This is a genomic window from Arthrobacter sp. B2a2-09 (assembly GCF_027587375.1).
Taxonomy (GTDB): domain Bacteria; phylum Actinomycetota; class Actinomycetes; order Actinomycetales; family Micrococcaceae; genus Arthrobacter.
The window spans coordinates 408,818-423,429 of the sequence record NZ_JAMXIC010000001.1 but is presented as its reverse complement, the minus strand read 5'-3'; the positions used below and the strand labels follow the sequence as shown (position 1 = coordinate 423,429).

Below are 14,612 nucleotides of genomic sequence, written 5' to 3'. Positions count from 1 at the left end.
GTGCCTGCTTGGATTGACCCAAGGCAGCCGGCACTCCAGGGAGGTGTGAAGCATGAGCGATGGTTCGCTGTTTCCGTTTGCCATGCCGTTGCCTTCGCCGTCACATCAGCCGTCCTTGTTGCAAGGCTTCCCCTCGCGCGGGAGCGACGCCGCAGGGCCACCCCTCGCGGCGAGCAATCCGGTAGCACGGGTCTTGATCGAATCATCCTTGCCGCATCTGGACAGGCCTTTTGACTACAGCGTCCCGGCCGATTTGGAGGGGACCGCCCTTGCAGGCGTCCGGGTCAAAGTCCGCTTCAGCGGCCAGGAACTCAACGGCTATGTGCTGGAGCGCGTGGAATCGTCGGAGGCCGGGCATGCACTGACTCCGCTTCTCAAGGTGGTTTCACCCGTCCCGGTACTGACTCCGGCGTTGCTGGGGCTTAGCTCAAGTGTCGCGGCCCGCTACGCCGGGACGCTAAGCGATGTCCTCCGCACCGCCATTCCGCCACGCGTCGCGCGGCTGGAGAAGCAGCTCCTGTCCGGTGATCCCCTTCTGGACGAGCCGGAACAGCCAGCCGCCCCGGACAAGCCGGACAAGCACGGCGTGTCCGCCCAGCGTTCCGGATCCCAGGGCACCGGATCCCAGGGCACCGCGTCGCCGGCGCAAGCGGCGTGGGCATCCTACGCCAACGGAGCGCCTTACTTGCAGCACTTGGCCGGGGGTGGCTCACCACGTGCAGTCTTGACTGCAACGCAGGGTTTTGGAACTGCCGGCTGGCCCGAGCTTGTGGCGTCTGCGGTGGCGGCAGTCCGCTCCTCAGGGCGGGGCGCCGTCGTTGTCGTTCCCGACTACCGAGACCTCGACCGCATGGAAGCGGCGCTGCGCGCTGTCCTGCCGCCAGGGGACGTCGCGCGGTTGACGGCCGACGACGGCCAGACACCTCGGTACCGAAGCTACCTTCGGCTCCTCAGCGGGGCCGCAAAGGTGGCAGTCGGCACGCGCTCCGCGGCGTACGCCCCGGTGCAGGACCTCGGATTGGTGGTGTGCTGGGACGACGGCGACGACCTCCACATTGACCAGCGCGCTCCTTACGCCCACACCAGGGAAATCCTGCTCTTGCGTTCGGAACAGGAATCTGCGGCGTGCCTCATGGCCGCGCATAGCCGGAGCACCGAACTCCAGCGACTGGTGGAAGGGGGTTGGGCCGTGCCAGTGGAAGCTCCTCGGCCGGTGGTCCGTGCCAGCACGCCCCGGGTGCTCAATACAGCTGACAGCTTCGAGCAGGAACGCGACCCCCTGGCAAAGATTGCACGCTTGCCAGGCGCCGCCTGGCGGGCCGCCAAAGAGGGACTGGAACGCGGACCTGTCCTGGTGCAGGTGGCCCGGGCCGGCTACGCCCCATCCCTTGTCTGCGAGGATTGCCGCGAATCCGCCAAGTGCAACAACTGCCAGGGCCCGCTCGCAATCGCCGGACAATCGGCCCTGCCGCAATGCCGCTGGTGCTCCACCCCTGCCCCGGAGTGGCGTTGCCGTCATTGCGGCGGCGGCCGCCTTCGCAGGGGGGCCGCCGGTGTGCTGCGGACCGCGGAAGAACTGGGCAGGGCTTTTCCAGGCAAGGCCGTCGTGACGTCTTCGGGAGACCAGGTCAAGGCGACGGTGTCAGATGCCCATGCACTGGTAGTGGCGACAGTGGGCGCTGAGCCAATCGCAAACGGTGGCTACGCGGCGGCGCTGCTCCTGGACGGCAATTCGCTCCTGCGCAGGGAAAACCTGCGCGCCGGTGAGGACACCGTGCGGCGATGGTTCAACGCGGCAGCCCTCGTGCGGCCCGCGAATGAAGGCGGGCTCGTAGTCATCACTGCAGACGACACCGCCGCGACCGGTGCCCTGTTGCGCTGGGACCCTGCGGGATACGCCTCCCGCGAACTGGCACTGCGGCAGGAACTCCAGTTACCGCCCGCCGTGCGGATCGCGTCAGTGACGGGCAAGCGGGCCGACGTCGTGCACTTCACCGAAAGCCTGGCCAATAGCATCCAGCTCCGCACCGCGGGTCCCGCACCGGTCTCCCTCACTCTGTCTGCCCAGCGCTCAATGGATCAGGACGGCGACCCGGACGTCCGGACGCTGTTCTTCATTCCCTATGCACAAGCTGCTGTTGCCACCCGCTCCATGCGGGCAGTCAAAGCTGCCAGTGCGGCCAAGCGCACGTCAGGACCGGTGCAATTGCGGCTCGACGGCGTCGACGTCCTCTAGCGCCGCTTGCGGCTGCGCATCGCAACGATCTCTTCGGCCACGGCCAGCAGTTGGCGGGCCGATTCGTCCCAGTTGAAGTCGGCCGCGCGTTCCACACCACGGCGTGAGCGCGCCTGCCACAATTCCCCATCTTCAAGGGCCTTGACTGCCGCGGCAAATTCACTCGGCGATTCGGGGTGCACATAGCTCACGGCATCCCCGCCGACCTCGCGGAAAATGGGGGTGTCGCTGGCGATCACGGGAGTGCCAAGTGCCATCGCCTCGACCAGGGGCAGCCCGTAACCTTCCGCCCTGGACAAACTGACGAGTGCGGTGGCCCGGGCAAGGATGGAATCGTATTCGGCATCCGTGACGCCGTTGTGGAACTCGACCCGCGCACCCGGCGGGACCAAGGGCTCCAGCTCGGCGCGGCGCTGGGGGGTGATCCTGCTCAGCAGATGCAGCGCAAATCCGGGCAATTCGGCCATTCCCTGGATCATGGTCTCCACATTTTTGTAGGGCATGAACGAGCCCATGTAGAGCAGGGACTTCTCGGCACCGGCTGCGGGATCGCGCGGCGTCTGGCCTGGCTGTGGTGCGTTGCCCACGATCCGGACCGGGCGGCGGGTCAAATTGAACTTCGCCATAAGTGACTCGGTGGTGTGGCTGATGGTGGCAACGATGTCGGCCCGGTTGAGAAGCAAGCGCTGCGGCCAATAAGCCTTGTGGTAGAGCCGCCAGAGCAGCCGCACGGGCGCCGGAAGGAAGCCAGGAGGGGCCGGGTGCTCATAGTAGATGAGGTCGTGCAGGGTCAGGACCAGCCCGTACTTGCGGCCCCAGGTTCCCATGGTCTGCATGGGGCAAACCACAACATCGGCCTCGAGCTTATTGACCTCGCGCGCCACGAACAGTTCGCGGGGGGACAGCGGGCTGCTGATCTGAACGTAGGGGACGTCCGGGAGGAGCGCCAACTGGCGCTTGTCGCTGATGAGCATCGTGACATCCGCGATCTTGGACGTCGCCGCTATGAGGCTCGACCCGTAGCGGCTGATCCCGTCATGATGGTCCGTGCGGGTGAAGCGGGCATCAATGACGATTTTCACGCGGGGTGTTCCTCCAGGAAGCTGCGGATGGCGGCGGCGGCCGGCGCCGGTGTCTCGTAATGGATCAAATGCCCGACGTCGGGAATCACTTCCAGCGCGCCGTCGGGCAGCATCTCCAACAGCTTGTGCTGGTCCCGGAGCAAGGCGATCTCGTCTTTCTCGCCGGCCACCAACAACACGGGGAGGTCCAGCTGCCCGGCAACTTCTGCCACATGGCTGGACACCGAAGCCCGGAAGGACTCCAGAAGGCTCGCGCGGTCAGCGAAGGCGGAGAAGTATGCATCGTGCTGGCCGTGGACAAAGGCCCGGAGTTCCTTGTCCCGCGTCTTGGCCATCGCGGCGCTCATGACGCGGACAATCAGGCGGCTGCGCAAGACGGCGAGTCCCAGCCGGCGCGGGAGCCTGGCGGAGACCTGGTAGTACAGGACTGCCAATTTGGTCATGAGGCCTTTGGGGCCCTCGAGCGCGGGAGCGGCGATGGGATTGACCAGGATCAGCGGACGGATGGCGCCCGGGTTCGAGGCAGCGAAGTGGCTGGCAACGATGGATCCGAAGGAGTGCCCCAAGAGGACCGTGTCCGGTCCAAGACCCAGGGCCGCCATGAAACCGGTGATGAACTTCCCATAGCGTTCCACTGTGTGGGGGTCTCCGGCGAAAGGCTCCGAGCTGCCAAAGCCGGGAAGGTCCGGCATGATGACCCGCATTTCCGGCAGGTGGTCTACTACACGGAGCAGGCCGTGGTGGTCGCCGCGGAAGCCATGGATGACGAGTATGGTCCGCGTCGCCGCGGTCGCCTTGACCGGTTCGTAGCACCAATAGGCGACGTTACTGCCGTCGAGGTCGATGTCCGAGGCGCTCGTCCGGGAGGCCAAGGCCTTGCTGAAGAACTCCCGTGGGGAGGCTGGTGCGGGTTCGGGGGAGTGGTTGGTGTCCACTTGTTCCATTCGGCGGGTCCTAGTTGACGTTGTCCGGGTGTGACCCGGTGCGGTGGTGGCGTTCGAGGGCGGCCAAGCCGTCCATGTCGTCGGCGTCTAGCTCGAAGCTGAAGACATTGAAGTTCTCCTGGATGCGTCCCGCGGTACTCGCTTTGGGAATCACGATATTTCCCAGCTGGAGGTGCCAGCGGATGATGATTTGCGCAGGCGTCTTTCCATATTTGTCGGCGAGCGCCCGGACGGCCGGATCCTGAAGGACCTGGCCGCGGCCCAACGGGCTCCACGCTTCGGTGCGGATGCGTAACTGCTCGTGGAGGGTCCGGAGCCGGGTCTGCTGCAACCATGGGTGCAGTTCAATCTGGTTCACCGCCGGAACCACTTCGGCTTTTTGCATGAGTGCTTCGAGATGGGCCGGCTGGAAGTTGGAGACTCCGATCGCGCGCACCCGGCCCTCGCGGTACAGGGTTTCCATGGCCCGGTAGCTTTCCTGGAACAGTCCGCGCCCTGCGCAGGGCCAGTGGATCAGGTACAGGTCGACGTAGTCGAGGCCGAGGTTGGCCATGGAGGAATCGAAGGCGCGGAGCGTGGAGTCGTAGCCGTGGTCATCGTTCCAGAGCTTCGTGGTGACAAAGACGTCTTCGCGGGAGAGGCCGTGTGTGCCCTCCCCGGAGCCTCCCGTGTTGCTGTCCACGCCGGGCGGGGGTATGACCGCGCTGCCGATGCCGCGGCCGACCCCGGTCTCATTGCCATACATGGCGGCTGTATCGAAGTGTCGGTAGCCGGCGCCTAGCGCAGTGGCGACCAAAGATGTGGCATCCGCAGGTGGCACCTTGTAGAGCCCGAACCCCAACTGGTCAATCAAGACACCGTTGTTGAGACTGAGCCTAGGCGAGGGTTTCATAGCCAAGACTCTACCTACCTCGGTGCCGGGAATGTTTCAGGGTCGTTCAATTATTCAGGAAGGGCTGCCGAAACTGACCAGGTGCTTCGCCGTTGCCTCGTCCAGGATCAGATCCGTTGCCAGCCCCGCTTCGAGTGCTCCGCGCAGTCCGTTGATCTTGGATGCACCCGAGACGACGCAGATGCGGCGACGGACCTGCCTTAGTTGCTCGTGGCTTGGGCCGGTGGACCGCTCGTTGAGGGTGATGCCGTCGGAGGAGCCGTCGGAGCGGAAGAAGACGGTGGCAACATCGCCTACGACGTCCGAGCTGGCCAGTAGATTCAGGTCTGTTTCATCGAGGTAGCCACCCGCGTAAACGTGGCTGGGGTAATCCGAATGCACCGACCCAACACCGAAGATGGCGATGCTCATCCTGGCTTGGAGGTCGAGCACGCGTTGGACGCTGCGCTCATTCCACATAGCGGTCTTCGTGGACGCGTGGTCGAAGAAGGCGGGCACCGGGAACTGTTCCACCCGCGCGCCATAGGCGATGCCGAAGCGGCGCATGATGTCGCTCGCGTAGGTGATGCCGGTGGTGTGCATGTTGCCGGCGCCGTTGAGCTGCACAATAGTGCTGCCGTGCGTGATCTTGCGGGTCAGGTGCCTGCTGACGGCGCTAATGGTCGCACCCCAGGCCACTCCGATGATGGCGTTGGAATCGACCAGGGGACCAATGGTCCGCGCGGCCTGCGTCGCCACCCGATCAAGGGTCTCCGCCTCGTTCAAGGTGTCCAGGACAGGTACCACATGCACATCGACGCCGTAGTGGCTGCGTATCATGCGCTCCAGTTCCGGGGCGGAATCCAGAGGACTGCGGATCTGGATCTGGACCAGTCCCGACTCGCGGGCCGAGGACAGCAAGCGGGAGACCGTTGAACGCGAGGTCCGAAGTTCGCGGGCAATGGCGTCCATGGTGAGGTCCTGGAGGTAGTACATCTGCGCTGCCCGGAGGGCCTCTGAATGTCGTGATCGTGGCATCTCAGTTCCGTTCTGCACGTTTGTGCAAATAGCTTGATTTCATTTTCCATTCTTTCGAAGAATAGTTGTGCAAGGTGCGACGTCAAGTGATGCAGCGCACACACCAAAGCCCAAGGGAGCAGTTTTGGGATACACCAGCAATTCCGGTTCCGCAGCAGGATCACCACGTCGGACCTCGGTTTCCGCGCTTCGCGAACGGCCGCAAGCCCAGGTGCTGATAGTCGGAGGCGGCATCAACGGCGTCGGAACATTCCGTGATTTGGCGTTGCAAGGCGTGGACGTCGCCCTCGTGGAACGCGGCGACTACTGCCAGGGCGCCAGCGGAGCCTCATCCCACATGATCCACGGCGGCATCCGCTACCTCGAGAACGGCGAATTCCGCCTCGTTCGGGAATCGGTGGTCGAGCGCAACCGGCTTTTGAAGATCGCTCCCCATTACGTCAAGCCGCTGCAGACAACCATCCCGATCTTCAGCACCTTCTCCGGGATACTTTCCGCCCCCACACGCTTCCTCACGCATAAGCAAGGCAAGCCGAAAGAACGCGGCGCCTTCCTCATCAAGCTCGGACTGAGCATGTACGACTTTTTCTCCCGCGACGGCGGCAGCGTTCCCCGCCATCAGTTCCGTGGCAGGGAGAAGGCCTTGGCCGAGTTGCCGAGCCTGCACCCCGGTATCAAATACGCTGCCACCTACTTTGACGCGTCCGTGCATAACCCGGAGCGCCTGACGCTCGATGTGCTGCAGGACGGCGAAAAGGCGGGTATCGGAAGTGGCTTGCCGGGCGGCAGCGCCCGAGCCAGCAACTACGTCTCCCTGATCTCAATGGACTCCGCCTCGACAGACTCAGCTGGCGCTGTTTTGCTGCGCGATGAACTGACGGGCGGGGAATTCAGATTCCAGGCCGACGTGATCGTCAACACCACAGGCGCGTGGGTGGACCTCACCAACGAGGCAATGGGCGCCACGAGCCGTTTCATGGGAGGAACCAAGGGCTCCCACGTTGTCCTGGATCACCCGGAACTGCTCGCAGCGTGCGGTGGCCGGGAGATCTTCTTCGAACACACGGATGGGCGGATCGTGCTCATCTACCCGATGGGCGACCGCGTCCTGGTGGGCACCACCGACGTCGACGCCGACATGGCCCGGGATGCCGTGTGCACCGAAGCCGAGATTGACTACTTCTTCGACCTCGTCGGACACGTCTTCCCCTCCATCAAGGTTGAGCGCAGCCACATCGTCTACAGCTTCGCCGGCGTCCGACCGCTTCCGCGCCACGACGATACCCAGCCGGGCTTCGTGTCACGCGACTACCGCATCGAGCGAAGTGAGCGGGAAGCCTCCGGTACTGCAGCCGCCCAAGGTGGCAGGGCCGCCGTCGTACTTTCATTGATCGGCGGAAAGTGGACCACTTTCCGGGCCCTCGCCGAACACCTCAGCAACGACGTCCTCCGTGAGCTGGGCATGGAACGGAAGGTCTCGACGGCGAAACTCGCCATCGGAGGCGGCTTGGGGTTCCCGAACAGTGAAGACGGAGTCCAAGACTGGGTCAAGAAGCACATGGCTCAGGCCAATGGGAAACGGGGTCTCGGTGCCGACCGGGTCAGCGGCTTGCTGACCCGCTATGGCACCCGCGCCGAGGAAGTCCTTGCTTACCTCAATGCAGGCGAGGACCGGAAACTACGCTCCACGAACGAGCTCAGCGTCCGGGAGCTTGAGTTCATGGCCGCCAACGAACAAATCGGGCACCTCGTGGATGTCCTTATCCGCCGCACCTCGCTGGCCTTCCGCGGCCTCGTCACGGGGGAACTCCTCAACGAAATCGCCGAAGTGCTCGCCAAGCAGCTTGCCTGGGATGCAGCGAAGCGTGACGCGGAAATCCAACACGCACAGGAGGTGCTTCTGCGTTTTCATGGCGTGACTGTTCACAGCCTCGTCGCATGAACGTAATGTACGTCACATCAGCTTGATTGTTCCGGCCAAGAAGCCTGGACACAAGGGTTGCGGTGCTCCGCTCGGTCAGGGAGGACCGCAACCGGGACGGCGCTGAAAGACGCCGGCCCAACGGCCCCCACAAAACCTGCAGGGCTGACAACAGAAGAAAATGAGGAGTCAAAGATGTCTCTCGGAATTGTTTTCCTTTCCGAAGTGTTCGGAACCGGAATGCTCACCCTCCTTGGCTGTGGCGTTGTGGCAAACGTCGCGCTGAAGGGCACAAAGGGTAACAACGGCGGGTTCCTGATGGTGAATTTTGGCTGGGGCATCGCAGTGTTTGCCGGCGTATACGTGGCGGCCATGTCTGGCGCGCACCTGAACCCGGCCGTCACGCTTGGTCTCCTGGTTGATGGAAAGGCCGAGTTCGCCCCCGGGGTAGCCGTGAGTGCGGCCTCCACGTTCACCTACTTCGGTGGAGAACTGACCGGCGCCTTCCTTGGCGCCGTCTTCGCGTGGCTCGCCCACAAGCAGCACTTCGACGCCGAGCCACTGGCAGCCAGCAAACTCGCCGTCTTCTCCACGGGCCCGGCAATCCGCTCCTACCCGTGGAACGTCGTCACCGAAGTCATCGCCACGTTCGTGCTGGTCTTCGTGATCCTGACCTTCGGCGGCACCCCTTCCGGCTTGGGGCCGCTCGCGGTTGCATTGCTCGTCGTCGGCATCGGCGCGTCCCTCGGCGGCCCGACAGGCTATGCGATCAACCCGGCCCGTGACCTCGGTCCGCGTATCGCCCACGCCATTCTGCCAATCAAGGGCAAGGGCTCCAGCGACTGGGCCTACGCCTGGGTTCCGGTGGTCGGCCCGCTCCTGGGCGGAACCATCGCGGGCCTCGTCGCCCACTCAGTGCCGATCATGGCAACCATCGCCAAGTAGTTCATCGCTCAGACACTTATCCAGCATCCACTCCAAAGTAACCAGACAAGGACGTCAAAATGTCGCAATACGTAATCGCCATCGACCAGGGAACCACCAGCACGCGCGCCATCGTTTTCGACCACTCGGGAAACATCGTTTCCTCGGGGCAGATGGAACACGAGCAGATCTTCCCGCAGGCCGGATGGGTGGAGCACAACCCGATCGAAATCTGGGACAACACCCGTGAGGTCATCGGCTCTGCACTCTCCAAGGCCAACCTGACCCGGCACGACATCGCCGCGGTCGGTATCACGAACCAGCGCGAAACCACGGTCGTATGGGACAAGAACACGGGCGAGCCCATCTACAACGCCATCGTCTGGCAGGACACGCGCACACAGCCAATCGTGGACGAACTGGCCAGCGACGGCGGCCAGGACCGCTTCAAGCAGAAGGTCGGCCTGCCCTTGGCCACCTACTTCTCCGGAACCAAGATCAAGTGGATTTTGGACAATGTTGAAGGCGCGCGGGCCAAGGCTGAAACCGGGGACCTCATCTTCGGCAACACCGACTGCTGGGTCCTGTGGAACCTGACAGGCGGAGTCGACGGCGGAGTCCACGCCACGGACGTCACCAACGCTTCACGCACCATGTTCATGGACCTGGACACGCTGGCCTGGGACCAGGAGATCCTGGACATCTTCGGAGTTCCGGCATCCATGATGCCGGCAATCAAATCCTCGTCGGAGGTCTATGGCGCAGTCCACACCTCCCAGCTGCTGCGCGAAGTGCCCGTCGCAGGCATCCTGGGCGATCAGCAGGCGGCAACCTTCGGCCAGGCTGCGTTCCAAGCGGGCGAAGCCAAGAACACCTACGGCACCGGTTGCTTCCTGATCTTCAACACGGGCGAGGAGATCGTCCACTCGAAGAACGGACTGCTGACCACACTGGGCTACAAGCTCGGCGACGCCAAACCGCACTACGCGCTCGAAGGTTCCATCGCCGTCACGGGTTCGCTGATCCAGTGGCTCCGCGACAACCTCGGTTTGATCTCTTCGGCACCAGAGGTGGAGACCCTAGCCGAATCCGTGGAGGACAACGGGGGCGTGTACATCGTTCCGGCCTTCTCCGGACTGTTCGCCCCGTATTGGCGCGGCGACGCCCGCGGAGCCATCGTGGGCCTTACGCGCTTCGTCAACAAGGGCCACATCGCCCGCGCTGCCCTGGAGGCCACAGCCTTCCAGACCCGCGAAGTGCTCGACGCCGTCAACGCGGACTCGGGCGTTCCGCTGACCGAGTTGAAGGTCGACGGCGGAATGGTCGCCAATGAGGCGCTCATGCAGTTCCAGGCGGACATCCTGGGCGTGCCCGTGGTCCGTCCGAAGGTCGTGGAAACCACGGCCCTGGGTGCCGCCTACGCGGCAGGCCTCGCCGTCGGCTTCTGGAAGGACCTTGGCGAACTCAGCTCAAACTGGGGCGAGGACAAGCGCTGGGAGCCGCAGCTTGCGGCCGAAGAGCAGGAGCGGCAGATGCGCCTGTGGAAGAAGGCTGTGACCAAGTCCATGGATTGGGTAGACGAGGACGTTAAGTAGGCGACGCTTACTGTTCGCGCCACACCTAGACTGGGGCCGCCTCGCCTGTTTCGAGGGGGCGGCCCCTGCCCCGCCCGCTTCGCGGTGCCCACCACACCCTGGCGAGGGGCCACCCCCTCGAAACGCGGGTCACTCACCACCGGCGAACGGCGGCTTCCCTCAAACTCCCACCCACTCGCAGCGCCCTTTTGGGTGTTTTATACAAACACGCAACAAGGACGGTAAGGTGGCTTTATGCGTGCGATCCTTCTGCTTAGCTAGCCGCCCGGTGAACGTCGATATCTAAACCATCGCGAACCGAGCGGCCGCCCCTCCTTGCCGAGGGGCTTTTGTGTGTCCGGGACCTTCCGGGACCCGGAGCAGGAGGCAAAACCGTCATGGAAGAACAGAAGAGGGCAGCAGTGAGCGTTCAGCCGGAGACAGAAACCGGAGCACAGTCAACAGTGGCAGGCGAGACGCCCGAGGAGGGTGTCTACAGCTTCGCCTCGATGGAGGCAAGGTGGCCGCAGGTCTGGGAAGACCTTAAAGTCTTCACTCCTGTTGACGACGGCTCCCGCGAGCGGCGCTATGTCCTGGACATGTTCCCCTACCCTTCAGGCGACCTCCACATGGGCCACGCTGAGGCTTTCGCGATGGGCGACGTCGTGGCGCGGTACCTCCGCCAGAAGGGTTTCGACGTCCTGCACCCCATCGGCTGGGACTCCTTCGGCCTGCCGGCAGAGAATGCCGCCATCAAGCGCAACGCCCACCCCAGCGAGTGGACGTACGCCAACATCGATACGCAGGCCGCATCGTTCAAGCGTTACGCGATCTCTGCCGATTGGTCCCGCCGGCTGCACACTTCGGACCCGGAGTACTACCGCTGGACGCAATGGCTGTTCAAGCGCTTCTACGAGCGCGGGCTTGCCTACCGCAAGGATTCCCCGGTCAACTGGTGTCCGAAGGACTTGACCGTTCTGGCGAACGAACAGGTAGTCAACGGCGCGTGCGAACGCTGCGGGACGCCCGTCACGAAGAAGTCCCTGAACCAGTGGTACTTCAAGATCACCGACTACGCCGACCGTTTGCTGGACGATATGTCCGAGCTCCAGGGGCACTGGCCCGAGCGGGTTCTGGCAATGCAGCGCAACTGGATCGGCCGCTCCGAGGGCGCACACGTTCGGTTCGCGATCGAAGCCACCGACGGCCGCGCAGAGCGCGAAGTCACTGTCTTCACCACCCGTCCGGACACCCTGTACGGGGCAACGTTCTTCGTCGTCGCCGCGGACGCGCACCTGGCCCTGGACCTGGTCACGCCCGAACACCACGACTCGCTCATGGCCTACCGCGAAAAGGTCAAGGCCCTGTCGGACATCGAGCGCCAGTCCACTGAACGCGAGAAGACCGGTGTGTTCACCGGCCGGTACGCCGTCAACCCGCTCAACGGTGAAAAACTTCCTGTGTGGGCAGCCGACTACGTGCTCGCCGACTACGGCACGGGCGCCATCATGGCAGTACCCGCGCACGATCAGCGCGACCTCGACTTCGCCCGCGCCTTTGACCTGCCGGTGCGTCCGGTACTGAACACCGGCGGGGAAGACCCGGCGGAGACCGGCATCGCGACCGCCGGCGAGGGCACCTTGATGAACTCCGGCGAACTGGACGGCTTGTCCAAGGCCGAGGCCATCCCCGCAGCCATCGACATCCTGGAGAAGTTGGGCACAGGGGAGAAGTTCGTCAACTTCCGCCTGCGCGACTGGCTCCTGAGCCGCCAGCGCTTCTGGGGTACCCCGATCCCCATCATCCACTGCGCCGAATGCGGCGAGGTTCCGGTGCCGGACGATCAACTGCCAGTGACCCTGCCTGAAAACCTGCGCGGAGAGGCGCTGTCCCCGAGGGGTACGTCTCCTCTCGCCTCGGCGCTGGAATGGGTCAACGTCGAGTGCCCGAACTGCGGACGGGCCGCCCAGCGCGACACGGACACCATGGACACGTTTGTTGACTCGTCCTGGTACTTCCTGCGCTTCGTTTCCCCGCACTACACCGAGGGACCGTTCGATCCGGCCAAGATCAACGACTGGATGCCGGTCGGCCAGTACGTGGGCGGCGTGGAGCACGCCATCCTGCACTTGCTCTACGCCCGCTTCTTCACCAAGGTCATCCACGACATGGGCCTGCTCGCAGCGGACGAGCCCTTCAGCGCCCTGCTCAACCAGGGACAGGTCCTCAACGGCGGCAAGGCCATGAGCAAGTCCCTCGGCAACGGCGTGGATCTTGGCGAGCAACTGGACAAGTTCGGTGTAGATGCGGTCCGCTTGACGATGGTCTTTGCCTCCCCGCCCGAGGACGACGTTGACTGGGCAGATGTCTCGCCGTCCGGCTCCGCAAAGTTCCTTGCCCGCGCCTGGCGCCTTGGCCAGGACGTCGCGAGTGAGCCCGGCGTCGACGTCTCCACTGGTGACCGCGCGCTGCGCACCGTCACACACAGGACCATCGCCGACGCAGCTGAGCTGTTGGACAACAACAAGTTCAACGTCGTGGTGGCCAAGCTGATGGAGCTGGTCAACGCGACCCGCAAAACCATCGACTCCGGTGCCGGTGGCGCAGACCCCGCCGTCCGTGAAGCCACCGAAGCCGTGGCAATCATCCTGAGCCTCTTCGCGCCGTACACGGCCGAGGACCTGTGGAACCAGTTGGGCCACCCGGCCTCCGTGGCGAACGCCGGCTGGCCCTCCCACGATCCGTCGCTTCTCGTCCACGACACCGTGACGGCCGTCGTGCAGGTCCAGGGCAAGGTTCGTGACCGCTTGGACGTCTCGCCGGACATCAGTGAGGACGCCCTGCGCGAGCTCGCCTTGGCCAGCGAAAACGTGCAGCGGGCGCTCGATGGCCGCGGCATCCGCACCGTGATCGTGCGCGCGCCTAAACTGGTCAACATCGTCCCGGCATAGCCGGGAAACGGCCGCCGGTGCTTGCCGGCGGCCGGCCACCAGCTCCAGGAGGCTCCCTTGACGGACCGCGAACCACCCGCATGGTTGTGGCTCAAGGAACGTTTGGCCCGCCTACGCCAGTCCACGACGCCGGGCCGGGCCGGAACTGAGCCGGTGCCGGTCGCCGTGCGCACCGCCGTCGTGACCGACTCGGCAGCCGCACTCCCGGCCGAATGGGTCAAGGCGTTCGTTGCCGACGGCCGCCTCGCCGTCGTGCCGATGCCTGTCCTGGTGGGCGAGGAGATCTACGGCGAGGGTGAGGACGACATCACCCAGACGCTCGCGCTGGCCCTGGCGGCGGGAGCGTCGGTGAAGACTTCACGGCCTTCACCGGGCCAGTTCGAACAGGCTTATCTCGCCGCCCAGGATCGGGGTTTCGAAGCCGTCGTCTCCATCCACATTTCCGCAGGACTGTCCGGCACCGCCGATGCCGCCCGGATGGCCGCACAGCGCGTCTCGATCCCCGTCGAAGTCATTGACTCCCGCACCGTGGGGATGGCGCAAGGCATGGGCGTCCAAAGCGCTCTGGTTGCCGCCGCAGACGGCCGTTCGGCAGCCGAAGTCCGTCACTTTGCCGAGGAGCGATTGGGCCGCACGAAGGTCTACTTCTATGTGCCGAGCCTTGAGCAGCTCCGGCGCGGCGGCCGAATCGGCGCTGCCGCGTCCTTGCTCGGGGCCATGCTGTCCATCAAACCGATCCTCGCGGTCGACGACGGAAAGATCGTGCCGCTCGAGAAGGTGCGCTCGGCTGCCAAGGCTGTTGCCCGGCTCGAAGAAATCGTTGCTGCGGATGTCAATTCCCGGCCTGCAGGACAATCGCGGCTCGCCGTGCATCACTTTGGAAACCTTGCAGAGGCAGAGCGGCTCGCGGCCCGGCTTGGAGAGAACTGCCCCGGTTGCCCGCCTGCACAGATCAGCGCCCTGCCTGCCGTTCTGGCAGCCCACGCCGGACTAGGCGTCTTAGCGGTTGTCGTCGGCGAAAGCAGTACTCCTGGTGCCGCGGCGCTCATCTCTTAAGGCGGGGGCCACAAC

The 14,612-nt window shown here is 64.4% G+C and carries 10 protein-coding genes; 6 read left to right on the top strand and 4 right to left on the bottom strand.

The annotated features are described in order from the left end of the window. The first annotated feature begins 52 nt into the window (after positions 1-52). Positions 53-2,236 carry a primosomal protein N' gene (locus tag NFJ07_RS01980; protein WP_269992098.1) on the top strand — a complete coding sequence of 728 codons (2,184 nt, stop codon included), beginning with the start codon at positions 53-55 and terminating at the stop codon, positions 2,234-2,236. Here NFJ07_RS01980 and NFJ07_RS01975 read toward each other — a convergent pair. From NFJ07_RS01975 to NFJ07_RS01960, 4 genes are read right to left on the bottom strand one after another with little or no spacing between them, the layout of a single operon-like run. Continuing rightward, positions 2,233-3,318, bottom strand: coding sequence for a glycosyltransferase family 4 protein (locus NFJ07_RS01975; protein WP_269992096.1), 1,086 nt, complete (start codon positions 3,316-3,318; stop codon positions 2,233-2,235). The genes NFJ07_RS01980 and NFJ07_RS01975 overlap by 4 nt on opposite strands. Next, a complete protein-coding gene (locus NFJ07_RS01970) occupies positions 3,315-4,262 on the bottom strand; it encodes an alpha/beta fold hydrolase (protein WP_269992093.1) in 948 nt (315 codons plus the stop codon). The genes NFJ07_RS01975 and NFJ07_RS01970 overlap by 4 nt, the downstream gene beginning before the upstream one ends. A gap of 10 nt (positions 4,263-4,272) precedes the next feature. Beyond that, positions 4,273-5,154 carry an aldo/keto reductase gene (locus NFJ07_RS01965; RefSeq protein WP_269992091.1) on the bottom strand — a complete coding sequence of 294 codons (882 nt, stop codon included), beginning with the start codon at positions 5,152-5,154 and terminating at the stop codon, positions 4,273-4,275. 54 nt (positions 5,155-5,208) lie between these two features. Then, positions 5,209-6,171 (bottom strand): sugar-binding transcriptional regulator, encoded by a 963-nt coding sequence (locus tag NFJ07_RS01960; RefSeq protein WP_269992089.1) that lies wholly within the window; start codon positions 6,169-6,171, stop codon positions 5,209-5,211. A gap of 124 nt (positions 6,172-6,295) precedes the next feature. Here NFJ07_RS01960 and NFJ07_RS01955 point away from each other — a divergent pair, with 124 nt between their 5' ends. The 5 genes from NFJ07_RS01955 to NFJ07_RS01935 all read left to right on the top strand — a co-directional run bounded on the left by NFJ07_RS01955 (position 6,296) and on the right by NFJ07_RS01935 (position 14,597). After that, the gene (locus tag NFJ07_RS01955; RefSeq protein WP_269992087.1) at positions 6,296-8,113 is read left to right on the top strand and encodes a glycerol-3-phosphate dehydrogenase/oxidase; all 1,818 of its coding nucleotides are present in this window, start codon (positions 6,296-6,298) and stop codon (positions 8,111-8,113) included. 174 nt (positions 8,114-8,287) lie between these two features. Continuing rightward, complete coding sequence (locus NFJ07_RS01950) at positions 8,288-9,037, top strand: MIP/aquaporin family protein (protein ID WP_269992085.1); 750 nt, start codon at positions 8,288-8,290, stop codon at positions 9,035-9,037. Between the two features lie 59 nt (positions 9,038-9,096). After that, positions 9,097-10,611: a glycerol kinase GlpK gene (glpK, locus tag NFJ07_RS01945; RefSeq protein ID WP_269992083.1), complete on the top strand. Its 1,515-nt coding sequence runs from the start codon at positions 9,097-9,099 to the stop codon at positions 10,609-10,611. A 401-nt stretch (positions 10,612-11,012) separates the two neighbouring features. Beyond that, entirely contained in the window at positions 11,013-13,541 is a 2,529-nt protein-coding gene (gene leuS / locus NFJ07_RS01940; RefSeq protein WP_269992151.1) for a leucine--tRNA ligase, read from the top strand. Positions 13,542-13,598: 57 nt separating this feature from the next. Continuing rightward, positions 13,599-14,597: a DegV family protein gene (locus NFJ07_RS01935; protein ID WP_269992081.1), complete on the top strand. Its 999-nt coding sequence runs from the start codon at positions 13,599-13,601 to the stop codon at positions 14,595-14,597. Positions 14,598-14,612: the final 15 nt, after the last annotated feature.

Coding starts and splice junctions, on each gene's coding strand:
- NFJ07_RS01970 (WP_269992093.1), bottom strand. CDS start 4,262: ATGGAACAAGTGGACACCAACCACTCCCCCGAACCCGCACCAGCCTCC.
- NFJ07_RS01960 (WP_269992089.1), bottom strand. CDS start 6,171: ATGCCACGATCACGACATTCAGAGGCCCTCCGGGCAGCGCAGATGTAC.
- NFJ07_RS01950 (WP_269992085.1), top strand. CDS start 8,288: ATGTCTCTCGGAATTGTTTTCCTTTCCGAAGTGTTCGGAACCGGAATG.
- NFJ07_RS01980 (WP_269992098.1), top strand. CDS start 53: ATGAGCGATGGTTCGCTGTTTCCGTTTGCCATGCCGTTGCCTTCGCCG.
- glpK (WP_269992083.1), top strand. CDS start 9,097: ATGTCGCAATACGTAATCGCCATCGACCAGGGAACCACCAGCACGCGC.
- NFJ07_RS01965 (WP_269992091.1), bottom strand. CDS start 5,154: ATGAAACCCTCGCCTAGGCTCAGTCTCAACAACGGTGTCTTGATTGAC.